This window comes from Oceanobacillus massiliensis str. N'diop, from assembly GCF_000285495.1.
GTDB lineage: Bacteria > Bacillota > Bacilli > Bacillales > Amphibacillaceae > Oceanobacillus > Oceanobacillus massiliensis.
Window position 1 is genome coordinate 201,970 of record NZ_HE610978.1, and the last position, 23,654, is coordinate 225,623.

32 protein-coding genes and 2 riboswitches are annotated in these 23,654 nt (G+C 40.5%); of the genes, 15 read left to right on the forward strand and 17 right to left on the reverse strand.

Annotated elements, in window-relative coordinates:
* Positions 1–18 precede the first annotated feature (18 nt).
* Genes gcvPB through gcvT form a run of 3 tightly spaced genes read right to left on the reverse strand, consistent with a single transcriptional unit; the run spans position 19 to position 3,948 of the window.
* A complete protein-coding gene (gcvPB, locus tag OMHG_RS10865) occupies positions 19–1,476 on the reverse strand; it encodes an aminomethyl-transferring glycine dehydrogenase subunit GcvPB (protein WP_010650850.1) in 1,458 nt (485 codons plus the stop codon).
* On the reverse strand, positions 1,469–2,818 hold the full coding sequence (gcvPA, locus tag OMHG_RS10870) for an aminomethyl-transferring glycine dehydrogenase subunit GcvPA (RefSeq protein ID WP_010650852.1): 1,350 nt from the start codon (positions 2,816–2,818) through the stop codon (positions 1,469–1,471). The genes gcvPB and gcvPA overlap by 8 nt, the downstream gene beginning before the upstream one ends.
* Positions 2,819–2,832: 14 nt before the next feature.
* Positions 2,833–3,948 carry a glycine cleavage system aminomethyltransferase GcvT gene (gene gcvT / locus OMHG_RS10875; protein ID WP_010650854.1) on the reverse strand — a complete coding sequence of 372 codons (1,116 nt, stop codon included), beginning with the start codon at positions 3,946–3,948 and terminating at the stop codon, positions 2,833–2,835.
* A gap of 71 nt (positions 3,949–4,019) precedes the next feature.
* Positions 4,020–4,123, reverse strand: a riboswitch (glycine riboswitch).
* 3 nt (positions 4,124–4,126) lie between these two features.
* A riboswitch (glycine riboswitch) is annotated at positions 4,127–4,214 on the reverse strand.
* A 126-nt stretch (positions 4,215–4,340) separates the two neighbouring features.
* Here gcvT and OMHG_RS10880 point away from each other — a divergent pair.
* Positions 4,341–5,999, forward strand: coding sequence for a DEAD/DEAH box helicase (locus OMHG_RS10880; protein WP_010650855.1), 1,659 nt, complete (start codon positions 4,341–4,343; stop codon positions 5,997–5,999).
* Positions 5,986–6,765, forward strand: a complete 780-nt coding sequence (locus tag OMHG_RS10885; RefSeq protein ID WP_010650856.1) for a YqhG family protein — start codon at positions 5,986–5,988, stop codon at positions 6,763–6,765. Before OMHG_RS10880 ends, OMHG_RS10885 begins: the two co-directional genes overlap by 14 nt.
* A 321-nt stretch (positions 6,766–7,086) precedes the next feature.
* Here OMHG_RS10885 and OMHG_RS10890 read toward each other — a convergent pair whose 3' ends face one another.
* A complete protein-coding gene (locus tag OMHG_RS10890; RefSeq protein ID WP_010650857.1) occupies positions 7,087–7,266 on the reverse strand; it encodes a YqzE family protein in 180 nt (59 codons plus the stop codon).
* A 143-nt stretch (positions 7,267–7,409) separates the two neighbouring features.
* Between OMHG_RS10890 and comGA the strand changes: the two genes are divergently transcribed.
* The 8 genes from comGA (at position 7,410) to OMHG_RS10930 (ending at position 11,651) form a co-directional block, all read left to right on the forward strand.
* Positions 7,410–8,417: a competence type IV pilus ATPase ComGA gene (gene comGA, locus OMHG_RS10895; protein ID WP_010650858.1), complete on the forward strand. Its 1,008-nt coding sequence runs from the start codon at positions 7,410–7,412 to the stop codon at positions 8,415–8,417.
* On the forward strand, positions 8,383–9,432 hold the full coding sequence (comGB, locus tag OMHG_RS10900) for a competence type IV pilus assembly protein ComGB (protein ID WP_010650859.1): 1,050 nt from the start codon (positions 8,383–8,385) through the stop codon (positions 9,430–9,432). The genes comGA and comGB overlap by 35 nt, the downstream gene beginning before the upstream one ends.
* Before the next feature lie 13 nt (positions 9,433–9,445).
* Positions 9,446–9,775 (forward strand): competence type IV pilus major pilin ComGC, encoded by a 330-nt coding sequence (gene comGC, locus OMHG_RS10905; RefSeq protein ID WP_010650860.1) that lies wholly within the window; start codon positions 9,446–9,448, stop codon positions 9,773–9,775.
* Positions 9,729–10,190: a competence type IV pilus minor pilin ComGD gene (gene comGD / locus OMHG_RS10910; protein WP_044476917.1), complete on the forward strand. Its 462-nt coding sequence runs from the start codon at positions 9,729–9,731 to the stop codon at positions 10,188–10,190. The genes comGC and comGD overlap by 47 nt, the downstream gene beginning before the upstream one ends.
* Entirely contained in the window at positions 10,177–10,515 is a 339-nt protein-coding gene (locus OMHG_RS10915; RefSeq protein WP_010650863.1) for a type II secretion system protein, read from the forward strand. The genes comGD and OMHG_RS10915 overlap by 14 nt, the downstream gene beginning before the upstream one ends.
* The gene (locus tag OMHG_RS10920) at positions 10,463–10,915 is read left to right on the forward strand and encodes a ComGF family competence protein (protein WP_081498525.1); all 453 of its coding nucleotides are present in this window, start codon (positions 10,463–10,465) and stop codon (positions 10,913–10,915) included. The genes OMHG_RS10915 and OMHG_RS10920 overlap by 53 nt, the downstream gene beginning before the upstream one ends.
* Entirely contained in the window at positions 10,887–11,270 is a 384-nt protein-coding gene (locus tag OMHG_RS10925; protein WP_010650866.1) for a hypothetical protein, read from the forward strand. Before OMHG_RS10920 ends, OMHG_RS10925 begins: the two co-directional genes overlap by 29 nt.
* A 138-nt stretch (positions 11,271–11,408) precedes the next feature.
* Positions 11,409–11,651 carry a DUF2626 domain-containing protein gene (locus tag OMHG_RS10930; RefSeq protein ID WP_010650867.1) on the forward strand — a complete coding sequence of 81 codons (243 nt, stop codon included), beginning with the start codon at positions 11,409–11,411 and terminating at the stop codon, positions 11,649–11,651.
* Between the two features lie 52 nt (positions 11,652–11,703).
* Here the strand turns inward: OMHG_RS10930 and OMHG_RS10935 are convergent, their stop codons facing one another.
* Positions 11,704–12,327, reverse strand: coding sequence for an MBL fold metallo-hydrolase (locus tag OMHG_RS10935; protein WP_010650868.1), 624 nt, complete (start codon positions 12,325–12,327; stop codon positions 11,704–11,706).
* Between the two features lie 180 nt (positions 12,328–12,507).
* On the opposite strand from OMHG_RS10935, the gene OMHG_RS10940 reads away from it, so the two are divergent.
* On the forward strand, positions 12,508–12,681 hold the full coding sequence (locus OMHG_RS10940) for a DUF2759 family protein (RefSeq protein ID WP_010650869.1): 174 nt from the start codon (positions 12,508–12,510) through the stop codon (positions 12,679–12,681).
* Between the two features lie 120 nt (positions 12,682–12,801).
* On the opposite strand, the gene OMHG_RS10945 is transcribed toward OMHG_RS10940, so the two are convergent.
* The 4 genes from OMHG_RS10945 to OMHG_RS10960 all read right to left on the reverse strand — a co-directional run bounded on the left by OMHG_RS10945 (position 12,802) and on the right by OMHG_RS10960 (position 17,647).
* Positions 12,802–14,718 carry an LTA synthase family protein gene (locus tag OMHG_RS10945; protein ID WP_010650870.1) on the reverse strand — a complete coding sequence of 639 codons (1,917 nt, stop codon included), beginning with the start codon at positions 14,716–14,718 and terminating at the stop codon, positions 12,802–12,804.
* Between the two features lie 225 nt (positions 14,719–14,943).
* A complete protein-coding gene (locus OMHG_RS10950) occupies positions 14,944–15,909 on the reverse strand; it encodes an ROK family glucokinase (protein WP_010650871.1) in 966 nt (321 codons plus the stop codon).
* Positions 15,910–15,912: 3 nt separating this feature from the next.
* Positions 15,913–16,119, reverse strand: a complete 207-nt coding sequence (locus tag OMHG_RS10955) for a YqgQ family protein (protein ID WP_044476958.1) — start codon at positions 16,117–16,119, stop codon at positions 15,913–15,915.
* Positions 16,120–16,189: 70 nt separating this feature from the next.
* On the reverse strand, positions 16,190–17,647 hold the full coding sequence (locus tag OMHG_RS10960) for a spore germination protein (protein WP_010650874.1): 1,458 nt from the start codon (positions 17,645–17,647) through the stop codon (positions 16,190–16,192).
* A gap of 248 nt (positions 17,648–17,895) precedes the next feature.
* Here OMHG_RS10960 and OMHG_RS10965 point away from each other — a divergent pair, with 248 nt between their 5' ends.
* Positions 17,896–18,750, forward strand: a complete 855-nt coding sequence (locus OMHG_RS10965; protein WP_044476919.1) for a hypothetical protein — start codon at positions 17,896–17,898, stop codon at positions 18,748–18,750.
* A gap of 63 nt (positions 18,751–18,813) precedes the next feature.
* Here OMHG_RS10965 and OMHG_RS19060 read toward each other — a convergent pair whose 3' ends face one another.
* The 6 genes from OMHG_RS19060 to rpmG form a co-directional block, all read right to left on the reverse strand.
* Positions 18,814–19,791, reverse strand: a complete 978-nt coding sequence (locus tag OMHG_RS19060; RefSeq protein ID WP_237566181.1) for a rhomboid family intramembrane serine protease — start codon at positions 19,789–19,791, stop codon at positions 18,814–18,816.
* Entirely contained in the window at positions 19,788–20,012 is a 225-nt protein-coding gene (locus OMHG_RS19065; protein ID WP_237566182.1) for a hypothetical protein, read from the reverse strand. Before OMHG_RS19065 ends, OMHG_RS19060 begins: the two co-directional genes overlap by 4 nt.
* Before the next feature lie 2 nt (positions 20,013–20,014).
* Positions 20,015–20,356 (reverse strand): hypothetical protein, encoded by a 342-nt coding sequence (locus OMHG_RS19070; RefSeq protein WP_044476920.1) that lies wholly within the window; start codon positions 20,354–20,356, stop codon positions 20,015–20,017.
* A 92-nt stretch (positions 20,357–20,448) separates the two neighbouring features.
* Positions 20,449–20,646, reverse strand: coding sequence for a hypothetical protein (locus OMHG_RS10985; protein WP_010650877.1), 198 nt, complete (start codon positions 20,644–20,646; stop codon positions 20,449–20,451).
* A 50-nt stretch (positions 20,647–20,696) separates the two neighbouring features.
* Positions 20,697–21,272, reverse strand: coding sequence for a 5-formyltetrahydrofolate cyclo-ligase (locus OMHG_RS10990; RefSeq protein ID WP_044476959.1), 576 nt, complete (start codon positions 21,270–21,272; stop codon positions 20,697–20,699).
* A gap of 72 nt (positions 21,273–21,344) precedes the next feature.
* On the reverse strand, positions 21,345–21,494 hold the full coding sequence (gene rpmG / locus OMHG_RS10995) for a 50S ribosomal protein L33 (protein WP_010650879.1): 150 nt from the start codon (positions 21,492–21,494) through the stop codon (positions 21,345–21,347).
* 178 nt (positions 21,495–21,672) lie between these two features.
* On the opposite strand from rpmG, the gene OMHG_RS11000 reads away from it, so the two are divergent.
* From OMHG_RS11000 to OMHG_RS11010, 3 genes are read left to right on the forward strand one after another with little or no spacing between them, the layout of a single operon-like run.
* A complete protein-coding gene (locus tag OMHG_RS11000) occupies positions 21,673–21,888 on the forward strand; it encodes a hypothetical protein (protein WP_010650880.1) in 216 nt (71 codons plus the stop codon).
* 50 nt (positions 21,889–21,938) lie between these two features.
* Positions 21,939–22,325: a hypothetical protein gene (locus OMHG_RS11005; protein ID WP_044476921.1), complete on the forward strand. Its 387-nt coding sequence runs from the start codon at positions 21,939–21,941 to the stop codon at positions 22,323–22,325.
* Complete coding sequence (locus OMHG_RS11010; RefSeq protein ID WP_010650883.1) at positions 22,322–22,513, forward strand: endolytic transglycosylase MltG; 192 nt, start codon at positions 22,322–22,324, stop codon at positions 22,511–22,513. Before OMHG_RS11005 ends, OMHG_RS11010 begins: the two co-directional genes overlap by 4 nt.
* Positions 22,514–22,559: 46 nt before the next feature.
* On the opposite strand, the gene phoU is transcribed toward OMHG_RS11010, so the two are convergent.
* Positions 22,560–23,213, reverse strand: a complete 654-nt coding sequence (gene phoU / locus OMHG_RS11015) for a phosphate signaling complex protein PhoU (RefSeq protein WP_010650886.1) — start codon at positions 23,211–23,213, stop codon at positions 22,560–22,562.
* A 154-nt stretch (positions 23,214–23,367) separates the two neighbouring features.
* Positions 23,368–23,654, reverse strand: a 287-nt coding sequence (locus OMHG_RS11020; protein WP_010650888.1) for a penicillin-binding transpeptidase domain-containing protein, incomplete at its 5' end; no start/stop codon positions are given.

A 23,654-nucleotide genomic window follows, 5' to 3' on the forward strand; every position in this document is an offset into this window, starting at 1 on the left:
CTCCATATACATTATACATTATTTCGTGTATCTCAAAATTGGCTTCCTTGCCGCTGTTGTTTCATCCATCCGTTTTACAATCGTCTGATGCGGTGCCTCCTGAACTATTTCTGGGTTATTTTTTACCTCATCGGCGATAGTTAGCATGGTATCAATAAAACCATCCAGCGTTTCTTTGGATTCCGTCTCTGTCGGTTCAACCATCAGGCCTTCCTCAACATTCAATGGGAAATAAATGGTTGGCGGGTGGTATCCGAAATCCAGCAGCCGTTTCGCAATATCGAGGGTTCGCACCCCTAATTTCTTTTGTTTGCTACCTGATAAAACGAATTCATGTTTGCAATGCTGCGGATATGGCAAATCATATTCCTTTTCCAGCTGACGCATCATATAGTTGGCATTCAGGACCGCATATTCACTTACCTTCTTCAGACCTTCCGCCCCCATTGTGCGAATATATGTGTAGGCACGCAGGTTAATGCCAAAATTACCATAATACGGCTTGACCCTTCCAATGGATTGCGGCCGATTATTATCGAATGCAAATGTATCATTTTCCTTTGTAATTACTGGTTTAGGAAGGAATGGTTCAAGTTCCTTGGAAACCCCTACAGGACCTGATCCGGGTCCACCTCCGCCATGCGGGCCTGTGAATGTTTTATGGAGATTAAGGTGTACCGCATCAAATCCCATATCACCCGGTCGCGTATAGCCCATTATCGCATTTAGGTTCGCTCCATCATAATAGAGCTTCCCGCCTGCTGCGTGGACGATTTCAGCCATCTCCATAATCTCTGTTTCAAATAAACCCAGTGTATTGGGATTTGTCAGCATAAGTGCTGCAGTGTCACTTCCAACAACGCGCCTTAGATCTTCCAAATCGACCAGTCCCTGATCATTTGATCTAACAGTAACTGCATCAAAACCTGCAACAGCAGCAGAGGCAGGGTTTGTTCCATGTGCAGAATCCGGAACGATTACCTTTGTCCTTCCAAAATCACCATTTGCTTCATGGTAGGAACGAATCATCATCAATGCCGTCCACTCACCATGGGCCCCTGCAGCTGACTGGAGAGATACTTCATACATACCAGTAATTTCTTTTAAAGACGTCTGCAAATCATAAAGCATTTCCATCGCACCTTGAACCGTGCTTGGAGCTTGATAGGGATGGATATGGCTGAAACCTTCCAGCCTGGCGACATCTTCATTTATTTTTGGATTATACTTCATCGTACAGGATCCAAGCGGATAGAAGCCAGAGTCAACACCATAATTCCGATTGGACAGGCCTGTATAATGACGCATAATATCAAGTTCACTTACTTCAGGGAGTTCCGGCGCATTCTTGCGTATGTACATGTCATCCAGTTCCGTTTCCAAGTCTAATTCAGGTACATCAAGATCCGGCAGGCTATAGCTTGTTCTACCTTCTTTGCTTCGTTCAAAAATGAATGGAAAGTCTTGATTAGCCATTAATATCCCCCAATTCTTTGACGAAAGTATCGATTTCCTCTTTCGTACGGATTTCTGTAACCGCAACAAGCATATGCCCTTTTAAATCCTTAAAATCTCTTTCCAGGTCATAGCCGCCAATGATCCCCTTCTCAAACAGGTTTTCGTTAATCTCTGTAACGGGTTTACTAAGTTTAACGACAAATTCGTTAAAAATAGCATGTTCAGAAACCACTTCAAGTCCTGCCTCTTTCATTCTTGCCTTTGCATATCTTGCCTTTTGCATGTTCAAGGCTGCCATTTTTCGAAGTCCGTGCTTTCCGATAGAGCTCATTGCAACGGAACTTGCCAGGGCATTTAATGCCTGATTGGAACAGATATTGGAGGTTGCTTTATCTCTCCTGATGTGCTGCTCCCTTGCCTGCAGCGTTAAAACAAATCCCCTTGCACCATCCTCATCCTTCGTTTGGCCAACCAGTCTTCCGGGTACCTTTCGCATCAGTTTCTCGGTCGTAGCAAAATAACCACAATGCGGTCCGCCAAATTGGGCAGGGATTCCGAATACCTGTGTATCGCCGACTACAATATCAGCACCGAACTCACCTGGTGGAGTCAGATAACCCAGAGCCAATGGGTTGCTTGAAACGATAAACATTGTTTTCTTTTGCTGCTTGATCAGCTGCTGTACTTTCTCCAAGGGCTCAATATTGCCGAAAAAGTTCGGATATTGGATAACGACACCTGCAATGGTCTCATCCAGCTCCCGCTTTAAGTGTTCTAGATCGGTAAGACCTTCTTGCAGCCCAATCTCTACCACTTCAATGTTTTGCCCTCTTGCATAGGTGTCAATGACTGCTCGTGACTCCGGATGTACTGCAGCAGAAACGAGCACTTTTTTCCTTTTTGTCTGGGCTGCACTTAAATTGACAGCTTCAGCAAGTGAAGTGCCGCCATCGTACATCGAAGAATTGGCGACAGGCATTGCAGTCAGTTCAGAGATCATTGTTTGGAATTCAAAAATGGCCTGCAGCTCCCCTTGGGAAATTTCGGGCTGATATGGCGTATATGCCGTGTAGAATTCTGACCTTGATATGACATGATCGACAACCGATGGAATGAAATGATCATATACACCTGCGCCAAGGAAGGCACTGTATTGTTTTAAATTTGCATTTTTCCCCGCCATTTCTGTAAGCTCTCTTTTTAATTTATATTCATTGGCAGGCTTTTTCAGTTTCAATTCTCCCTGAAAGCGCACACTTGCCGGAATGTCCGAAAACAGTTCATCCGTTGACTGCACCCCAACTGTCTGAAGCATCTCTGTTTTATCGGATTCTGTCATAGGTAAATAACGAAACTCCATTGCATATTCCTCCCCTATCTATCTCGTTTGTAAAACGGCGTCTTAACGACAATTGCTTTAAGAATGCGTTTCCTTACCTGTATTTCCAATTCAGTTCCAGCTTCTGTAAATTGTGTATCGATTAAAGCAAGTCCTATATTTTTATTCAGTGTTGGTGACTGTGTTCCGGAAGTCACCATACCAACCGGCTGTCCATCCTTCAGTACCGTATAGCCATGGCGCGGAATACCTTTATCCAGCATTTCAATTCCAGCCAGCTTTCTTGATGGTCCATGTTCGATCTGTTCTTTAAGGACCTTTTTTCCAATGAAATCTGCATCCTTATTTGGTTTGACTGCAAAGGTCAGTCCTGCTTCAACCGGTGTTATGTCCTTGGAAATTTCCTGGCCATACAATGGAAGATTCGCTTCAAAACGAAGTGTGTCCCTTGCTCCAAGGCCAATTGGTTCAAGTCCTTTATCCTTCCCCGACTTTAGAAGTATGTTCCAGAGTGCCGGTCCATCTGTTTGTCTCACATAGATTTCAAACCCATCTTCACCGGTATAGCCGGTACGTGACACAATTGCCGAATGTTTTAGGCCATCCAGTTGGACTCCATCCTCAAATCGGAAAAACTTAAGTTCGCTTAAATTCGTTTCGGTCACTTGCTGTAATATTTCCTCTGCCTTTGGACCCTGCAAAGCTAACTGCACATATTCATCAGACACATTGGCAACCAGGACTTCATCGTTCTTATAATGATTGTTTTGCTGTATCCATTCATAATCCTTTTCCGTATTGGCTGCGTTCACTACAAGCAAATATTCATTTTCGGCGATCATATAGACAATCAAATCATCTACCGAACCACCGTCCTCATAGCACATAATGTTGTATTGAGCACGGGAAGGAACAAGTCTTGACAGGTCATTGGTTACTAAATGTTGCAAAAATTCAAAGCTTTTCGGACCCTTTACAGAGATCTCTCCCATATGTGACACATCAAAAAGCCCTGCCTTCGTGCGTGTCACCTCGTGTTCCCTTTTTATACCCGTAAACTGTACCGGCAGCTCCCATCCGCCAAAATCGATCGTTTTCGCTCCATGTTTACCGTATTCAGGAAATAATGGCGTTCGTTTCAACTCACTCATCTAAGCACTCCCCCATTCGTATTTTTAAAAAAGTGCATAAAAATAGAGATCTCTTCAAATACTGAAGAAATCTCTGTCCTTATACCAGAAAGTTGCATATCTGACGTCTAACATTAGCATTCTGTTCAGATACTTGCTTCGTGGGTGGTTTACGAATCGTAAACACTCTCCAGAGTAGCGTCCTACAAGAGTCTATTTGCCTGAGAGATTCGCTCTTAACTTGCTCCTTCGGCGTTACCTAAAGTAAGCTCTCCCCTTGTAATCATTCGCTGATATTTGGTTATACTATGTATCAGTAACTGAGAAAATCTCTTTTCTTTTAAATTATATCATATTAATACCGAAAGCAATAGCAAAATCCAAATTTTAATAACAGGAAGTGGAATTATCATATGGATTCTATTCAAGTATACAAAGATTCTGGGTTTATAGAAGAGTTAGAATCAGTCATTGATAAAGATGAACAGATTTCAAGCTGGGATCTCTTTTCCATGGCATATCAAGCAGAGCTTACTACCATGTCTCCATCGTTCAATGGCTTGCGTGCACTGCAATACCTACCGCATGTTGACTTCCTGGACCATCAGATTGAAGTTGCCGAGCAGGCGATTGAAGCAATGAACGGAAGGGCTATATTAGCTGATGAGGTGGGACTTGGTAAAACAATTGAAGCTGGTTTGATTCTAAAAGAATACATGATCCGCGGTCTGGTTAAAAATGCACTTATTCTAGTACCCGCGTCCCTCGTTAATCAGTGGGTCAAAGAATTGAATGAAAAGTTTTATATACCAGCAGTTGCACATCGCAAGAATTACAGCTGGAAGGACAATTCGGTGATTATTTCTTCCTTGGATACTGCTAAACGATCGCCAAACCAGGAAGAAATATTGGATATGGACTATGATTTCATTCTTATTGATGAGGCGCATAAACTAAAAAACCATAAAACCAGAAACTATCAATTCGTACGTGCACTAAAAAAGAAATATTGTCTGCTGCTGACTGCAACACCCGTTCAAAACCGTCTGATTGAGATATTTAATCTAATCACTATTCTTAAACCAGGCCATTTAGGAAGCTATGAATCATTTATTGAGAAGTTCGGAAAAGATAGGACAAAATTGGAACAGGATCCATACTTAAAGCAGCTGATACAAAAGGTTATGATCCGGAATACAAGAGAAGCAACCAAGCTCAATCATTCCAAACGTAAAATTGAGAATATATGGCTGGAATATCCAGCTGAGTGGCGGGAGGTTTATGATCAGCTTGTTAATATCTCACTTGGCTTTTCCACATTTTCCAAAATTACCTATCTAAGAGAAATCTGTTCTTCCAGAGAGGCGTGCTATATGTCTTTAGCCAAAGTTTCCGGGGAGCATAATGATACGGCCATCAAGCCGATTCTCGCAAAAATTGAGCAGCTTTCACATCATATCAAGGCGGAAAAGATAATTGAATTAATTCATTCATTCGGGGATGAGAAAGTAATTATCTTTACAGAATACCGTGCAACCCAGCTCTATCTGCAATGGTATCTGCAGCAGCATGGCATCAGTTCAGTACCATTCCGGGGCGGATTTAAACGAGGCAAAAAAGACTGGATGAAACAGCTATTCCAGAACCATGCACAGGTATTGATCGCAACCGAAGCAGGCGGTGAAGGAATTAATCTCCAATTCTGCAACCACCTGATCAATTATGACCTCCCTTGGAATCCAATGCGCTTGGAACAGCGGATCGGACGAATCCACCGATTTGGCCAAGAAAAGGATGTGCATATCTATAATCTGGCCGTAAAAAATACAATTGAGGAGCATATGCTTACCCTGCTCTATGAAAAAATCACCCTATTCGAAAAGGTTATCGGTAATCTCGATGATATCCTTGCTGAGTTAGACATTTCAAGCATTGAAAATGAAATGGAGTCGATTTACAATGAATCAACTTCTTCAGGTGAAATCCGAATTAAATTAAATAACCTTTCTTCAGTCATAACAAGTACACCAGCACAGCTTCAAGATGAGGAGAGACTCTATGGCAATAACTGATCTTAATGTGTTCCTAAGTAATTACTTTACGGCAAAGAACTGCAGTATTATCGAGAACAAGGATGGTATCCTTCAGATACAGCTCAATGAGCATATGGACAGAGAACTGATGAACCGACCCTTTTACTGGCACTATATTAAAAAGATGGGACGTGAAGGCGACCCGATGCAGCTTACACTGATTACGAATCCCAACAAGCGTGATGCGCAAGGAGAGTGGATCCACTTTGGCAGTCCGCGGCTTCAGCAAATCATGAATCATCTAAAAAGCAATGAACGGTTTACGAAATTATTTCAAAAGGTGGCAACGACCAAGAAAACTCCGTTATATCCCTGGCTGATTATGAATATCAAAATCAGCTATCAGGGGCAGCATAAAAAGGATGAAATCATCTCGATTGGACTGCATTTGGTGAATGGCAAAATGAAACTGAATGTAATGGAAGAATTAAATAGCATTGAGCTGCAAACAACCATATCAGATTATTGTTTTACTTTGTCACCTTTAATCAGGCTGAAAAGCGGTTATTTAAGAATAGAAGGTGTCCTATCGAGTTATATCGATGATCAGGAACATTCATGGGCCGCCGAATCAATGGCAACCCTAAATGAAGAAATACGAACACTGAAACATTTTTACGAGGGTGAGAACAACACAGAACGGATGGAAAATGAGATTGAAGAATTAACAGAGAAATACCAGCCAAGGATCAGCATGAACGTCATTAATGGAGGAATCTTCTATTTAAAAGAAAATACTTTATAGGATTGACCAGTCACGTTTCGTTTCGTTACCCTGGCGGAACATGGGAGATGACAGGTGCAGTCAGACAGCAAAAAAACCTCTAAACAGCTCTGATTAGATTCATGGGCTTTTTAGAGGAGTCTTTTTTAGAAGGTTGTTCTTTATCGAATTATCTTGCGTAATTAACTGGATGCCTTTTGCTCTGGGAATTCGTTTCCTGCCCTGCCAAACGCTTTTCAGCTGGTTCAGCAGCACTTCTGACCACGTGCAGGATTATCGAGCAACGAAGGAATCAATAAGCGTTTTACATACAAAAAAGAACGGCAGTTGATGACACATCTGCTATTCTCCCTTGTGGAATATTATTTTAAGCGTGAACGGAAGCATACCTAGCCACTTGTTTGCATAAAGGGAGGCATCCCTTTTCTGTGCTTCCTTCCGCTTCCTCTTTTCCTCTGAAGGCAATTCCATATAGGAAACCACCTGCTCAGTCATAAATTTCAAATAATCATTGCCTGACATGATTCTTCCTCCAACTAGTTCATATATACCTATCTTTTGCAAATAGAAAAAATATATTCAAAAAAATTCTTTTTTGGGGAGGAAATCATCAAATCCTGTCGAATACTATATGTGTTGGATAATTATAAGGAGGTGAAAATTTATTGAATTCTGCATCAAATTTATCTGACAGACTTTTGAACGCTTCGATTGAGGCAAAAGCTTCCGATATTCACTTCTACCCCTACCATGACCACACAGATATCTTCTTCCGCATACAGGGCAAGCGACTGCATTACAAGAAAATCCGATCCGAGCAGTATCAAGTACTCCTTACCTACTATAAGTTCATCTCAGGCATGGATATAGGCGAATCCAGAAAACCCCAAAACGGCACTATTCAGCAAAAGGCAGCCTCAAGACTGTTTTCACTACGGATTTCAACCCTTCCGCTAAATAATCTGGAAAGCATGGCAATCCGAATCCTCCCGCAGGATTCCTCCCTCACACTTGAGCAGCTGTTTCTTTTTCCAAATCAGTTAAAAAAGCTAAAACAATGGACTTCAAACCGTGCTGGCATCATCCTTCTCACAGGGCCAACAGGAAGCGGCAAGACGACGGCATTATATGCCCTCCTTGAATCGATCCTGAAGGAAAAATCATACCAGACAATAACATTGGAGGATCCAATCGAAAAGGATATGGAAAATATTCTCCAGGTACAGGTAAACGAAAAAGCAGGAATCACGTACCAGACAGGGCTCAAAGCTGCATTGCGCCATGATCCGGATATCATTATGGTCGGAGAAATACGGGATAAGCATATCGCTGAATTTGCGTTTGAGGCTTCTTTGACGGGTCACTTGGTCCTGAGCACGCTCCACGCAAAAAATGCTGCCGGCACCGTTCACCGGCTATTGGATATGGGAATCGAACGGAGTGATTTAAGGCAGTCTCTTATAGCCGTGGCAGCCCTTCAATTACTGCCAATTGAACTGGATAATATCCCCACACGCAGAGCTGCCATATTAGAGCTACTGGATGGTTCCACTCTTGAAAATGTGATAGCGGGCAAGGAAGATAGGAAGCCGCAAACGTTCCATTCATTTGAGTATTTAAGAAAGAAGGCCTTTGCGTATGGGTATATCTCTGAAGAAAATTACTTTTCGTAGGCGGAAATTAAGCAATACACTGCAGCTCCGCTTTCTCGAACTGATTCATCGTTTCCTGTCGAATGGGTACACATTACTGGAGGCTCTGGAAGCAATGCAATGGGATAAAGAAATGGAATCGACTGCAGCAGTGATGATAGCTTCCCTGAAAGAGGGATATTCGGTTGATCAGTCATTCGAAAAAGCTGCCTTCCATCCAACCATCATCTCCTATCTATATTTTGTGAGAGGTAATGGGGATCTCCAAGGGAGTGTTGCCAAATGCCGTTCCATGTATGAACATCGAATCAAATATGCTAAAAGATTCCAGCAAACCTCCAGATACCCATTGATTCTATTTTTTGTCTTCGGCTTGCTTCTATACTTTATCCAGCAAAGTGTGCTCCCCTCTTTTCAGAATCTGTTCCAAACAAGTCCTGGATCATCTGCAACCATAAAGCTATCCATGTTTGTCATCGAAACGTTAGGCTTTACTCTCACCATCTTGGCGGCAATGCTTGTCACAGGAATCATCATCTTTGGGATCACTAAATATAAATTTCCAATTGAAAGACAAATGAAGGTGTACAGAGCAATCCCCATTTACAGCAGGTTTTTGAGACTGCAAACCTCCTATCTGTTCGCCATCCACTTCAGTTCACTCTTAAAGACCGGAATGTCCTTTCGGGAAATACTCTTCCACATGTCCGAACAGCAGAAATTGCCTATTGTAGCTTATTATTCCCAACAGATGACAATTGAACTGACAAAAGGATTCCATATCGCCAGCCTGCTTACGGTTTTCCATTTTATGGAACCGCAGCTGACTTCCATTTTCCGAAAGGATGCTGACGCCCATGCACTGGAAAAAGATTTAAGCATGTATGCAGAACTGCTTATGGAAGAAATACAACGTAAAGTTGTAAAAATCATCACCTTGATCCAACCTGTATTCTTTTTGATATTGGCAACCTTCATTATCTTTATCTATGTAACATTAATGTGGCCAATGTTCCAACTGATCAAAACCATATAAAGGAGTCAAACCGATGCTAAAAAACAATAAAGGATTCACTTTAATAGAGATGTTGATTGTATTGATGATCATTTCAGTTCTAATCATACTGATCGTACCTAATCTGGGGCAAAAGGGCAGTGAAGTGCATAGCAAGGGCTGTGAAGCACTCGTATCTGTTGTTCAATCCCAGGTGGATGCCTATTATATCGATCATAATACTTTACCAGGGGATCTGACCGCCCTTGTTGATGAAAGCTATATAAATGAGGATCAAAGACATTGTCCGAACGGTGAGGAATTACGATACAATATAGATGAAGAAAGCGGCACAGGCATTGTCTCCCCGCCGTCAGAATCATAACGGCTTTACACTTCTTGAGGTCCTTTTTGTCCTGGCGATCTTCTCTATTGTCCTGATTCTCGCTCCGCCATTGAATTCAGAAACACTTCGCAAACAGCAGGAAAAACAATTTCTTGAACTATTTAAATTTGATGTGCTGTATATACAGAACCTATCTTCTATGGGTACCGGCGACAAAGTATTTATCAGACTTTACAGTGATCATTATAAGATATTGCGGGGAACCAGAAAACCAATTGCACATAGGCCCTACCCCTCCGGTTTGACCATTGACGGCAGAGGAATTTCCGATATTAGCTTTAATGAAAAAGGAACTGTACTCCATCCGCGTAAAATCCTAATAACGACAGACCATACTGCGTACGATGTGGTTTTTCAACTGGGGAAGGGAAGGTTTTATATTGCAGAAAAATAATGGGTTTACTTTAATTGAAGTGTTGATTGCCGCTTCCGTATTATTTACAGCAGTGTCCACATTACTGCCGCTTATTACGATTCTCGATTCTGAACAGAAGGTATTAAGTGATCGCCGCACTTTTGCCTATATGCTCCATGATGAACTGCAGCAGTTTATATGGGCTCCGCAAACCTATCCTGAGAAATTTGAGAAAGAAAACGATTCTGTTCAAGCAACATTTGAATTTACAGAAGAAGCTGATTTCATTAAAGGATGTGTCGAATGGATAAATGTCAAACAAAGAAATGAAACCCTATGCATGTATGGCCTACAGGCAACCTAAAAACGGCTTTACTTTTTTCTCAGCATTATTGACGCTCTCCATCCTTTCGATTTGCTTGCCATTTTTAGGATATCTAATTTCGGCGGCAGATTATAATTCAAATTACAGCGAGATTTCCGTTCAGCAGTTTTTTCATTTTGTTCAAGATGATTTTATCAGATCGTCGTCCGCAGAAACCAATGGGAGAAAGCTATATCTGCAACAGGATTTTGCTGATTCCACTGTCACCTTGGAACAGTATGGAAGTACGATTAGAAGGCAAATCGATGGTCAGGGGCATGAAATATTTCTAAGAGAAGTGAAGGAAGTAACATTCCATCCTCTCCCCCACGGTATTCAGGTTTCTGTCATAACCACTACAGGAGAAAAACATGAAAAGTCAATTATTCTATACCAATGATGAAAATGGATTTGTCCTGCCATACGTACTTTTTGTCACCACATTAATTCTTATTCTCGTCTCTGCGAATATCCAGCATTATCAAAGAGATGCAGAAATGACTAAGGCACATATCCAGCAATTGAAAATGGAAACACTTTTTCAGATGGGGCGAGAGAAAATAAAAACGGAGATTGGAAGCTTGAAAATACCTGAAACAGTAACCTATCATTTTCCCGATGGTAATGTACGAATAGAGGTTTCTAATCTGGATATAAATAAGTTCGAGCTATATTTCACGATCACTGCTGCTTCAAACGACTACAGTTATAAAATAACAGATGTATTGCAACATGATGGTTCTAGTACACCATAAGTCTGCGGGGAAAGTCACATGGACTGTTAAAACCGAAAATATATCACCAACGATCCGTTGTTTTATGACATTCGTTTACATTCTTGGAATGGTCATATATAATAACATTGAAAAGGTTATCTAAAAGGAGGTAGAAGCATGGATCGCATGTTTCGTGTTCTTGCCTTTTGGACAGGTATTTTCTCAGTAATGTTCTATGTCGGTGACATGACGAATACTGCACTATTATTCCTGGCTCAAACGGCGTTTTTCCTTGCAGTTAGTTATTTGAAATTATCTGAGCGCATGTATATGTATTTATTCGGAGCGTATTGTACCGTATTCATGGTTGGATTTACATGGTATTCTGAATTTATACTCGTACCTGGTTTCGGACATTAGAAAACAAAGGTCCCCTGTACAATCATGTACAGGGGACTTTTGTTTTATTTCATCATCCTTTTACAAATGGATTGCTTTGCCTTTCTATTCCGATGGTCGTTTCTGGTCCGTGACCAGGATAGACAGTATAAACGTCTTCCAATGTGTATAGTTTCGTCCGGATAGTTGTCTCAAGTTCATTCATACTTCCTCCAGGCAGGTCTGTTCTCCCGATTCCCTGATAAAAAAGGACGTCCCCGCTGATTGCGAAAAGTTCCTCACCAAAAATGAAACTGACACTTCCTGGTGAATGGCCAGGTGTATGAATAACATTGAAATGGAAATCTGCAATGTCCATTATCCCCGGTGTTAGTGGGCTCGTTTCTGTTGTTGCAATAATTTCATTTCCCATCAGTTTTTGGGAACCGTTTAATGCTGGATCCTTAAGCCATGCTTTTTCCTCTTCGTGTAAAAAGACCTCTGCACCAGTATATCTCTTAAGATCGTCCAATCCTCCAATGTGATCAAAATGGGCATGTGTCAATAGGATTCCTTGAACCTTTAGTTGTTTTTGTTCCAGGAAGCCCATGATTATATCCGCTTCTGCTCCAGGATCTATAACTAAAGCATCGTTTTCATCATAAACGATATAACAGTTCGTACCAATTGGACCGAGTGACAGACTTTTAATATTCAATTGAGACCCTCCATTTCCCGTCATTATTATTTTGCAAGAAAACGTTTTATTATATAACTCGACAAATACAAATGGATGCTATAAAATAATTACTATATTGTCTTAGTTACATAATAATATAAAAGTATTTCCTAATTCAATCTGGATCTAGGGACAACGCTTCAAAGGAGGATGAAATCTATGCAGCATATCTTATTGGCAATTGTATTTTTAGTTGTAGCATTACTAGCTGTTGTATCGGTCATTCGTCAATTGAAATACAAAAATCTCTTTGCTTTGGCATTTTCAGCAATTACAGCATTGGCATTTGGATTCTTCTCAATTGCAACGATCATTTCAGAAATCACTGGGTAATGATTTAAAAATTGGATCTAACCAAAAGTTAACTTACACGAGTTAACTTTTTTTATGTAAAAAACCGGGATTCAGCAATTGCTGAATCCCGGTTTTGCCGTTTTTATGTTTCAGGTACTTTTATTCCTCTTCCCCGAAATCAATAAACCGGAACAGATCTCCATATATTAAATTATCAGAGAAAGATAATTCTTTATCGACTTTTTCCTGAATTGCAGAGCAGGCATTTTCTGTTGGCGAATGCTCTTCCACCGCATCGGCATTGCCGGCAGCTGCATCGATTGGTTCACCAGTAACTCTGTCGTAACAGATTCCTGCTGTTGAAATATAATCATCGCTGACAAAATCACCATTTCTTAAGGCGATATAGCCTTTTCTTTTTTCACTGAAAAGATCGTTTCCGAAATAGACATCATCTTCGGATTCAATACCCAGCAAATTTAAGAGTGTCGGTTTCATATCAATCTGTCCGGTTACTTCAGACATAACTTTTCCATTGCCATCACCAGGTATATGAATGAATAATGGAACACGCTGAAGCTGAACCTGGTCGTATGGTGTGATTTCTTCTTTACCCAAATACATGCTCATTGCTTTATTATGATTTGCACTGATGCCGATATGATCTCCCATTATGACAATGATTGAATCGTCATAGACTCCAGATTCTTTTAGCTGCGCAAAGAATTGTTCCAAGGCCTCATCCATATATCTGACTGCCGGAAAATAGTTATTCAATGTGTTTGAATTGGATTCAAATGGCTCAATTGATGTGTCCTGTTCGTCCATTTCAAATGGGAAATGGTTCGTCAAGGTAATTAGCTTGGAATAAAAAGGCTCTTCCATTGATTGCAGATACTTGATCGACTGTTCAAAGAATGGCTTATCCTTCAGACCCCAGCCGATTGAATTTTCCGGTGTCACCTCATATGCTTCTTCACCATAAAAGTGATCAATCTCCAGACTTTCGTACATGCCATCACGATTCCAGAAGCTCTTATTATTGGAATGCAGTACTGATGAAGTATAGCCCTTTTCCTTAATTACTTCAGGAAGTGCGTGATACTCATTTGAACCATGTGTAAAGAAAACCGCTCCGCGACTCAAAGGATACAGTGAATTTTCTATTAGAAACTCTGAGTCAGAAGTGTTTCCCTGCCCTGTCTGCTCATAGAAGTTTTCGAAATAATAGGTGTCACTGTCCTTCGTTAGGCTATTCAGGAAAGGGGTAACCTCTTCCCCATTCACTTTGTTATTGATTACAAATTGCTGCAGGGATTCCGCATTGACGAAGATAACATTCTTTCCTTCTGCTGCACCGAACATATCAGACTTATCATATATTTTTACGTTTTCATCAATAAATTCCTGTATTTCCGGTATTTCATTTCCATCAGCAAATACACGTTGGGACTCCGTCTTGGAATGCACAACGAGATCATAGGCATGATAGTTGAACAATCCGATATTTTTCACAAGATATTCACGGTCAAAAGCACGGGTGAACAATTGTGGTCTTTCCATCTCCGCAAGCAGAAAGTTTCCGGCAAGCAATACCAGGGACATCGCAAGCGCAAATACTTTGCCGCTTTTCGGATAGTCGACAGACAAAGCAGCCTCTTGTTTTCTGCTCAGATACCAGATGACTGCAGCATCGACAAACAGCAGAATATCATAGGGCTTAATAAGGGTTAATATACTCGAACCGAGATCGGACATATTACTGCCCATGAATAGCTGCGGAATGGTTATGAAATCTGTAAATTGGCGGTAGAATACCACATTGACGAATACAATAACCGTTCCAATTAAAGCCGTATATCTAAGGAACTTCATCTGACGTGATTTTCTTTTAAACCAAACACTCAATGCAAAAATTAAAAAGGCTGAAACAAATGGATTGACAAAAAGAATCAATTCCTGCATCGAGTTATCCAGTTCTATATTAAAAAGAAATCTGTATACGATATATGTTTTTACACCAAATAATAATGATGCAATTATATATAATGGCATGATTGGTCGTTTGAACTTCATTGCTCTTCCTCCCATAAATCTCTCATCTTTTATTTTCTGGTTTCATTTTAGAATAACTAAATCATAAGTTCCCTTAATGAAGGGAATGTAAACGCGTTGTTTTGAAACAGCTACTATATAAGACGTATTAGCCATTCAAAAGGTTTCACCCCATTTACAATTCCTTCATAAATATATTTAATGAAATGCTATTTTAGTAGAAATAACCAAAAATTAAAGAGTCATTTAAACCAAATCCATCTTATCCAATACCAAAAATGCCCCACCAATAATACCAGCATCATTTCCCAGTTGTGCTTCCGTAATTTCGCATGCCTCTACAACTCGAGGAAGGGCATATTTCGCAAATGAAGTTCTGATTTCCCCAATGAGCTGGTCCCCTGCCCGGGAAACACCTCCACCAATCAGAACTTTTGACGGGTTAATGATTACTCCCATATTGGCAATGATGCGGCCAAGAACATCGGCAGTATGTTTTACAATACTGATCGAGAGACTATCTCCCTCGTTCGCCAATTCAAAAACCTCTTTAGAAGAGATCGCTTGGTTCTTATTATATGCAGCAGCGAGAACACTGTCAGGAAACTCTGTTATTTTCTCCATGGCCTGTCGTACAATCCCTGTTGCTGAAGTGATTGTTTCCAGACAGCCGCGTTTCCCACAGTTGCATGGATACCCATCCTCTTCTACCACGATATGGCCGAGCTCCCCGGCCATTCCATTTTCCCCATTCAGTATAGAACCATTGGCAATAATTCCACCGCCGACCCCTGTACCGAGTGTAATCGCAATTAGATTGCGGGCCTGCTTTCCTGCGCCTGTCCAATTCTCACCAAGTACAGCAGTGTTGGCATCATTTTCAACAAAAACCTTCATTCCGCTTTTTTGCTGCAGCTGGTTTGCAAGATCGAAATTTTTCCAGCCGATATTTACTGCTTCATAAACGAAACCGGTTTCAGTTTCGATAAACCCTGGAGCGCCGACACCTATTCCCGCAATTGCAGACGAATCAATCTCGATATCCGATAACGTTTCATCAATCGAGAGCCAGATATCGTCAACTATAGCTCTTCCCGCATTTTCAATGTTTGTGGGTATTTCCCATTTTTTATATATATTGCCGTTTCTTTCGATTATCCCTAATTTTACGGAAGTACCACCAATATCGATCCCAATAAGCAATTCATTCATTCATTATTCCTCCCTTTTAGCTAACAGACTATTTTTCTCTCTTTTTAGGATAAGCTTTGCCATTTGAAAATCATGGGTATTAATAAATTTCATCTGGTACAGTTCATCGATTTCCATTTCCATCAGTTCAAGGTCGCCGATGCGATCACCCGTGTAGATAAAAGTACCGTATCTTTTCAGTATTTGCTGAATTTCATAAATTGTTTTCATATCATCACCAGATTCCATTATATCAAAAATATAGGAATCAAGGAATTTTATCAAGAAAGAACCCGGAACGTTAACGATCCGGGTCCTGGGGATTCAAGAAGGTCGGTCTGCGATTTTTTAAAGGGATCGGTATCCGGATCAGAATATCCCGAAATGCTTTAAAGGAAAACGGGATAAAGGGCCAGAAATATGGTATATGGAAGGAACGCATTCTGGTAACATATAGGACCCAAACCGTAATACCAATCATATATCCGCTTACCCCAAACGAGGCAGTTGTAAGCAGCAGAAAGATTCTGGACAATCTATTGGCCAAACTCAGCTCATAGCTTGGTGTGGCATAGGATCCGATTGCAGCTGTTGCGATATAGAGCACCACTTCATTCGTAAACCATCCTACCTCGACTGATATTTGTCCAATCATAATTGCGGCAACAAGACCTAATGCGGTAGCCAATGAAGAAGGAGTATGAATGGCAGCCATCCGGAGCATATCAAGTCCTATCTCAGCAATCAGAAATTGGACAAGCAATGGTATTACTCCATTTTCACTTGGCCCGATAAACGCCAGTCCCGCAGGTAATATGTCCGGATTCGCTGAAAACAGATAATACAGCGGAAGAATAAATATAGAAAAAAACACCGCAATAAACCGGACGATTCGTAAATATGCCCCAACGGTCGGTTTCTGCCTGTACTCCTCTGCGTGCTGCAGATGGTGCCAATAGGTGGCTGACGTGATCATGACACTTGGTGAACCATCAATCAGAATCAGAATATGGCCTTCGAATAAATGCGCTGCCGCCGTATCAGGTCTTTCGGTGTATCGGATAGAAGGATATGGATTCCAGTATCTGTCGCTTAAAAATTCTTCGATTGTTTTTTCCGCCATGGGAAGTCCGTCAGTATCGATCTTCTTTAAGATGTTTTTAAGTTCTTCGACCCTGTCCATATCCACTATATCCTCGAGATAGCTGATGCAGATATCCGTTTTCGATCTTCTGCCTATTTGTAGATACTCCATTCGGAGCGATCGGTCCCGGACCCTTCTTCTCGTCAAGGCCGTATTGAAAATAATCGTTTCTACATAACCATCTCTTGAACCCCGGACCACTCTTTCAAGATCGGGCTCTTCTGAAGATCTTACTGGATATGTTCTTGCATCAATCATGATGATGGTATCGATGCCATCTACTACCAATGCGGTGGTTCCAGCAAGGACAGCATCGGTCACTTTAATCAGATCATCTTGTTTATCAATCTCGATATAAGGAATATACGTTTTCATGAGTTTGACGAATGGGTCCGGTTCCAATTGTTCTGGTTCGAGCCTGCCGAGGAACTTCATCGTCTGCAGCATGATATCATCTTTGACAAACCCATCAATCATGAACATGGTCATGTTCCTGCCGGCATACTCCAAGTCCAATTTAATGATATCGAAGCTTTTATCCACCCCTAGGCGCTCATTCAAATACTGGACATTTTTCTGATAGCTCTTCCATACTTTCTGCTCTTTTTCCTGCATCTAATCACCCGGCATCCATAATAATAGTAGCACGCTTCTTGCATAATACGGTGGAGTTATAAAAAAGTAACGTAACCGCTTCAGCCGATTTGCACGGACAAGCAAGTTTATCAATATAGTCAATAATAAAAACAAACCAGCATATGTTAAAGATAGTTTGTTCCCGCAGAGTTATTCTATACATTCCCACATAATTCAAGGCAGCTATTCATACAATCTACTGACAAGCCTTTCAAAAGAGGATGACAATGATGAAAAAATGGCAGCTATTCACGCTTATTATAATGATGTTTATTCTCGGGATAGTATATATCATCCGTGAAGGTTCCACTCCTGCTGTAAGCTTTTTTCCGATCGATGCCGACAGTTCCATCGAACAAGCAGCAACAAAGCTCACATTAACTTCTGAAGAAGGCCAAAACATCTATGAGGTGGACTGGGAAAGTTCATCAACCAGCGACAAGTCCATGTACCTTCGACAAGATGTTTCCCTGCTATTTGATAATGGAAGACTTCGCGGGGTCAGGAGTAAGTGGGTACAAAATTCAAGTCGGATAAAAATCATGGAGAAATTGACCAGTGAGGATTCCAGCCATTTTCAAAGTATATCTTTTCATCACGGAGAAAACCATGATAAATCCGACGAAATCAAAAGTGTTCAGCTAATGTCATACGATGAATTATACGTCATTGATTCGCCAACTACACCGATTGCTTCATTTAAACTGCCAGCGAGTCCCTATGAAACGGAATGGAAAGAATTGCTTGATCGAACATCTCGCCAGCAGTTGCTGTTTCACTGGCATCAGCTGCTTCGCCATTTTGAAATCAATATTTCAAATTATACTAGCATACCACTGGTCGACCTGCATAAATACAATAATAAACCGCTATCCAATATACCTATGGAAGAATCTGTGAACATAATTGGCAGGTTATGGGAAGGTTTGTATAAAAACTATATTATCCCTGCAGCAGACCCGCCACAGGATCGGCTGGACAGCTATATTCCTCTTATTCTGCTTGATAAGAAGAACACACATCTGCTCGTTCTCTTTGAATTGAACGGAAAGAAAGAAAAACTCATTCAGCGCATACCGTAAACCAGAAAAAAAGCTCACCGTGTTTAATGACTGTGAGCTTTTCTGTGAATGCTGTATAGCAAACTAAGGGGATTCTCCTGTAATCTCTTCGTATAGACTTTTATATGCCTCTACTTCAGGTTCCATTTCAAATGCATTTGAAATCATTTCTCTCGCCTCTTCTATTCTTCCATCATTAAAGTATAAAAGTGCAAGATTATAATATGCCTCAGGCAAAGGATTTTTCGATTGTATACTCTGTTCCAGATCGGTGATGGCCCGATCTATTTCTGTCAATTCGATATAGGCATAGGATCGCTGAAACAATATGGGTGCCTCCAAATCTCCTTCCATATCAAGTGCCCTCGTAGCAATGTCGACAGCCTCTTCGTATTTTTCGTCTGCCAGCAATTGCTCCATTTGCATTAACTGGTATGATTGGCTGTTCACATTATTTGCAATACCAAAGGTTATAAGCCCGGCAATGAATAAAAGATAAAGAAGAAATGCAGGAATTTGCAGCTTATAAGCTCTTTTTTGCGGGAGATGCACGACAGCAGATGCAATGAATCCTGCTAACAAACCTCCAAGATGTGCTCCCATATCTATTTGGGCAACCAAAAATCCAAAGACAATATTGATCAGCAGAATGAATAATATATTTTGACCAATCGTCTGCAGAAATATCCGTTTATATATTAGTCCAAAGAATAACAGTGCACCAAACAAACCAAATATTGCACCTGAAGCACCGGCAGACACACTTGTTGTAAATGCAAAGCTTGCAAGTCCGCCGCCAATCCCTGCTAAGAAATAGATAATAAGAAAGCGGGTTCCGCCATAAATACGTTCAACGGCAGTCCCTACATAAAAGATTGCAAGCATATTCATTGCTAAATGCAAAAAGCCAATGTGAAGAAACATGGAGCTGATGATTCTCCACCACTCCCCATTGATAATATCGGGGTTATATTTTGCGCCCAGTTCAATCAGGGTATCTATCGAGGAACTGCCACCACTTAGCTCCAGGAAAATGTACATCAGAACATTAATTACAATCAATAAGTATGTAACATATGGTTTGCCATGAGAAAACACATTTTCAACTTCTCTATTTTTTTTTCAAGCGTATCTGCCAGAAAATTTTTGTAGCTTGTTACCTCTGCTTCTTTCATTTCTTTGTCTGTCTCCAAAGAGCTGTCCTTCTCTTGCAGATGGAGATCTCTCCGAAGTCTGCCAAGTTCTGCGGAGGCATCTTCATCGTCCAAATAGTAAACCTTCATCTTTAAAGGATTCTTTTCTTTAAGCTGCATTGGTTTTTTAACACTTCCCAATCATCGATCGGTGCGTGGGACGAGACATATACATTATAGATTTCAACATGTTTTCCCTGAAGCAATCTTTGCATTGCCTTCGATTTTTGAAAAACGTTTGCGATATCTCTTCTTAAGTGATTTTTCCAGTCAAATCCTTTTTGGATGAGCCGCACGACCTTTGATGTTTTGTTTTCATATTTTTCCAGCCATACTTCATTTGCAAGCACATCCAAATGCAGGATGTCAAAATCTCCTTCTGTTACCAGACTGTATGCAGTAAAGTACAATTTATATTGTTCATCCAGATCCATAAGTTCACCTTCCTTTATTTATCATATCAGATGCTTTCTAAATAAGACATAAAAAAAGAAGCTGACAGCAAGCCGCTTCCCATTTTAGACTTCTATTCATAGTTATTCGTTTTGGCATTAAATAATTCCGGCAAAATGCTGGAACGTACCCTTGGCAATTTCATTGATAATGCGACCATAAGCTTTCGAATGATGCCAACCGCAAGTACCGTATTCATTAATTTATACCGCCAGCGGTAGATCACGGCTGCTGCCGTAAATAAAAGACTTAGAATTACTAGCGCTCTCATCATAACACCCTCTTCTATATATGGTGCTATTAGTTATTTTCCTAAAACAGTTAATTATACCTGTTAAAGGTCTCAAAAATTTCATCCTCTGTGACAACGGTGCTGACTGGTAAATCGAAGGGCTGCCTCGGAATGTTATCGACCAGCTGATCCTTGCTGCATAGAGAAATACTTTTTCCGGAATAATCCTTCAAGAACCGGTCATAATAGCCTCCGCCGAAGCCAATCCGGAATCCGTTTCTGTCAAACAATATTCCCGGGACAATCATTAGATCCATTGAGTCCTTGTTCACCGCTTTGCACATCTCTGGGTTCGGCTCAAGCAGACTATAATGGGCAACCACCAGGTGATTAAATGATTCAAGTTCATAAAACACGAGCTTTTTTTGATCCGGAAAACATTTAGGTACACAAATGCTTTTTTGTTGTTCCCAGCCCGCTTCAATGATGGGCTTTGTCGCCCACTCAAACCCTTGTGCTATCGTAATGCCGATTTTTTCTGCATTTTGCCATGCAGAGGATGACAGCAACTGCGTGGTCAAGATTTCTTCAGTCCGCTGCTTTTTGGCTGATGACAAGTTTTTGAGCCGCTTAATGGAAGCTATGCGCAGTTCTTTTTTATCCATTTCCATCATTCCCTGCTAAAATTGAAAAACTCTTATCGCTATTATGATAAGAGTTTTTTAATAAAAATTCATTTATTTTGTTTCACGGTGCAAAGTGTGTTTTTTAAGACGTGGTGAATATTTCATAAGCTCAATACGTTCAGGGTTGGTACGTTTATTTTTTTTCGTAATATAGTTACGATCTCCTGTTTCAGTACAAGCTAAAGTTACGTTTACGCGCATGTTTTTCCCTCCAAACTGTTAACAACTTGCTTTATAATCATCTTGGTTTTCGTACAGACTTTAATTATAATATCAGAGTTTACAAAGTTTATCAAGAATCTAACCGCAAAAATTTAAGGTTTTCTCACTTTCAATTCTATGTTATAACTATTATTGTACATTAAGGGAGGGAATATGGATGTTAGTGGCAATAATAGCCGTCATTATTGTTGCAGTTGTTCTATTTGTTCTATCTTACTTCATGAACGATAGATTTGAAGAATTGGAGAACAAGCTTGAACAGTTTTCAATTACAACAATGCAGGATACATATCAAATGAAGAAGAAAATCAACATTCTGGAAGAGGAATTAATGCCTTCAGAGGAATTGACCAAAGACCTCACGAACCGATAAAAGAATCATCTATCCAGGAAAAAATAAAGGAGAAAATAAAGGAGAAAATGATGAAACATACAGTACGTTCTTTCTCAGTTGGATTACTGACAAGTGCCGTTATCCTTCTGATTGTATTTTATTTTATAGAAGAGCCTGTTCAGTCAGCAAAGGATATGGATGCGGAAAAAATAATTCCGCTCATCGAAGCTGAAGGCTATACGGTCCTCAGCAAAGAAGAATATATAGAGCTGAGTATCGGCAAGACTGAAAAAGATCAAGAAGAAACCGAAACAAAAGAAGCTTCTCCATCTGAAAATAATGAGACTGAGCAGGAAGAGAGTCCAACAGAAGAACAAAACAGCACTGCTGAAAAAGAGCAGAGGAAGAAAATAGTCCAGATGAATCTGCAGCTGAAGAGGAAGAAACCAAAGAGGCCCAAGCGACTTATACATTGACAATCAGTCCTGGAATGGCCTCATCGGATATCAGTTCACTGCTTGCTGAAAACCAGATCATTCAGGATGCTTCAGAATTTAACAGCTATTTGGATGAACATGATTATAGTCTGCAAATCCAAATCGGTTCATATGAATTAACAAGCGATATGAGCTTCTATCAGATTGCTGAAAGATTGGCCCATTAAACTAATGGCAGCAGGGAAATCCTCCCCGCTGCCATTTTATTTTCTGTCAGTTTAAGTTGTAGTATTCCCCCTTCACCAAATAAAGGATGCTTTCTCCTACATTTGTTATATGGTCTGCAAATCTCTCCAAATATCTTGCCGTAAATGCAATTTGCATGATGTACTGGATTTTATCAGGATGTGTAGCCGTTTCACCAAGCAATTCACTAATGATTGTCTTGTACTGCTTATCAACCTGATCATCCATCTCCGCTAGCTTTCTCGCTATTGTAATATCTTCATATTTGAAGGCCTGTGTCGCTGAGTAGAGCATATCCTTTGTCGTTTTATGCATATCCCTTAAATCTGAAGGAATGACCGATGCATTCTTGCCTAAACGTATTGTCGATTTGGCAATATTCTTCGCATTGTCCCCCATACGTTCGATATCGGTAAGTATCTTCAGGGCAGTAATTACCCTTCTTAAGTCCGTTGCAACCGGTTGCTGCTTGGCAATAATCAAAATTGTCCGGTCATTGATTTCTGATTCTTTTCGGTCAATTTTCTTGTCGTTATCAATTACCTGCTTTGCCAATTCCCCGTCCTGATTGAAAAAAGAATCTACCGCATCATCAAGTGCCTGACCGGCTGCATTTGCAAGTTTGATAATATCCTCATTTAAAGTATCGAGCTCATTCTGAAATTGGTCACGTGTAGTCATCTCTTATAACCCCCATTGATATACTGTCTGATTTATAGGTCGTATATCCATTATAGAGTAACTATATTAAGTGATTGTAAATTTTATGTGAATTATACTTCGTAAAAAAACTACCATTCCAGCTTGCTAAGAATGGTAGTTTTTGATAATTGGTTTAACCTTCCGTTTCCTCTTCCGCGTTCGCTTCTTCATTATCATCCTTGCTTTCTTCGTCTCTGTTTTCTTTCATGTCAAAGTAGGCATCCAATATTTTCCTGCCTATTCTGTGATTCGAAGTGTTTCCGGAGTTTTCCCCGGTATATGGAACGATAATCGCAAAGGCTACTTCTGGTTCATCATATGGAGCATAGCCAATTAAGTTATGGTTCAAAGTATCTGCCAGTTTTTTACCGTCTTTATAATAGCCAACCTCTGCAGTACCTGTTTTACCTGCTGCTTTGT

Coding starts and splice junctions, on each gene's coding strand:
- phoU (WP_010650886.1), bottom strand. CDS start 23,213: ATGACTACACGTGACCAATTTCAGAATGAGCTCGATACTTTAAATGAG.
- OMHG_RS10920 (WP_081498525.1), top strand. CDS start 10,463: ATGTCAAACAAAGAAATGAAACCCTATGCATGTATGGCCTACAGGCAA.
- OMHG_RS10955 (WP_044476958.1), bottom strand. CDS start 16,119: ATGAAAACAATTTATGAAATTCAGCAAATACTGAAAAGATACGGTACT.
- OMHG_RS10880 (WP_010650855.1), top strand. CDS start 4,341: ATGGATTCTATTCAAGTATACAAAGATTCTGGGTTTATAGAAGAGTTA.
- OMHG_RS10990 (WP_044476959.1), bottom strand. CDS start 21,272: ATGGATAAAAAAGAACTGCGCATAGCTTCCATTAAGCGGCTCAAAAAC.
- gcvPA (WP_010650852.1), bottom strand. CDS start 2,818: ATGGAGTTTCGTTATTTACCTATGACAGAATCCGATAAAACAGAGATG.
- OMHG_RS10945 (WP_010650870.1), bottom strand. CDS start 14,718: ATGAAGTTCAAACGACCAATCATGCCATTATATATAATTGCATCATTA.
- OMHG_RS10985 (WP_010650877.1), bottom strand. CDS start 20,646: ATGAGAGCGCTAGTAATTCTAAGTCTTTTATTTACGGCAGCAGCCGTG.
- OMHG_RS10925 (WP_010650866.1), top strand. CDS start 10,887: ATGAAAAGTCAATTATTCTATACCAATGATGAAAATGGATTTGTCCTG.
- OMHG_RS11000 (WP_010650880.1), top strand. CDS start 21,673: ATGTTAGTGGCAATAATAGCCGTCATTATTGTTGCAGTTGTTCTATTT.
- gcvPB (WP_010650850.1), bottom strand. CDS start 1,476: ATGGCTAATCAAGACTTTCCATTCATTTTTGAACGAAGCAAAGAAGGT.
- OMHG_RS10950 (WP_010650871.1), bottom strand. CDS start 15,909: ATGAATGAATTGCTTATTGGGATCGATATTGGTGGTACTTCCGTAAAA.
- OMHG_RS10965 (WP_044476919.1), top strand. CDS start 17,896: ATGATGAAAAAATGGCAGCTATTCACGCTTATTATAATGATGTTTATT.
- gcvT (WP_010650854.1), bottom strand. CDS start 3,948: ATGAGTGAGTTGAAACGAACGCCATTATTTCCTGAATACGGTAAACAT.
- OMHG_RS10890 (WP_010650857.1), bottom strand. CDS start 7,266: ATGTCAGGCAATGATTATTTGAAATTTATGACTGAGCAGGTGGTTTCC.
- OMHG_RS10960 (WP_010650874.1), bottom strand. CDS start 17,647: ATGCAGGAAAAAGAGCAGAAAGTATGGAAGAGCTATCAGAAAAATGTC.
- OMHG_RS11005 (WP_044476921.1), top strand. CDS start 21,939: ATGAAACATACAGTACGTTCTTTCTCAGTTGGATTACTGACAAGTGCC.
- OMHG_RS19070 (WP_044476920.1), bottom strand. CDS start 20,356: ATGGATCTGGATGAACAATATAAATTGTACTTTACTGCATACAGTCTG.
- OMHG_RS10885 (WP_010650856.1), top strand. CDS start 5,986: ATGGCAATAACTGATCTTAATGTGTTCCTAAGTAATTACTTTACGGCA.
- OMHG_RS10930 (WP_010650867.1), top strand. CDS start 11,409: ATGGATCGCATGTTTCGTGTTCTTGCCTTTTGGACAGGTATTTTCTCA.
- OMHG_RS10940 (WP_010650869.1), top strand. CDS start 12,508: ATGCAGCATATCTTATTGGCAATTGTATTTTTAGTTGTAGCATTACTA.
- comGC (WP_010650860.1), top strand. CDS start 9,446: ATGCTAAAAAACAATAAAGGATTCACTTTAATAGAGATGTTGATTGTA.
- comGD (WP_044476917.1), top strand. CDS start 9,729: ATGAAGAAAGCGGCACAGGCATTGTCTCCCCGCCGTCAGAATCATAAC.
- rpmG (WP_010650879.1), bottom strand. CDS start 21,494: ATGCGCGTAAACGTAACTTTAGCTTGTACTGAAACAGGAGATCGTAAC.
- comGB (WP_010650859.1), top strand. CDS start 8,383: ATGGGTATATCTCTGAAGAAAATTACTTTTCGTAGGCGGAAATTAAGC.
- OMHG_RS19065 (WP_237566182.1), bottom strand. CDS start 20,012: ATGAAGGTTTACTATTTGGACGATGAAGATGCCTCCGCAGAACTTGGC.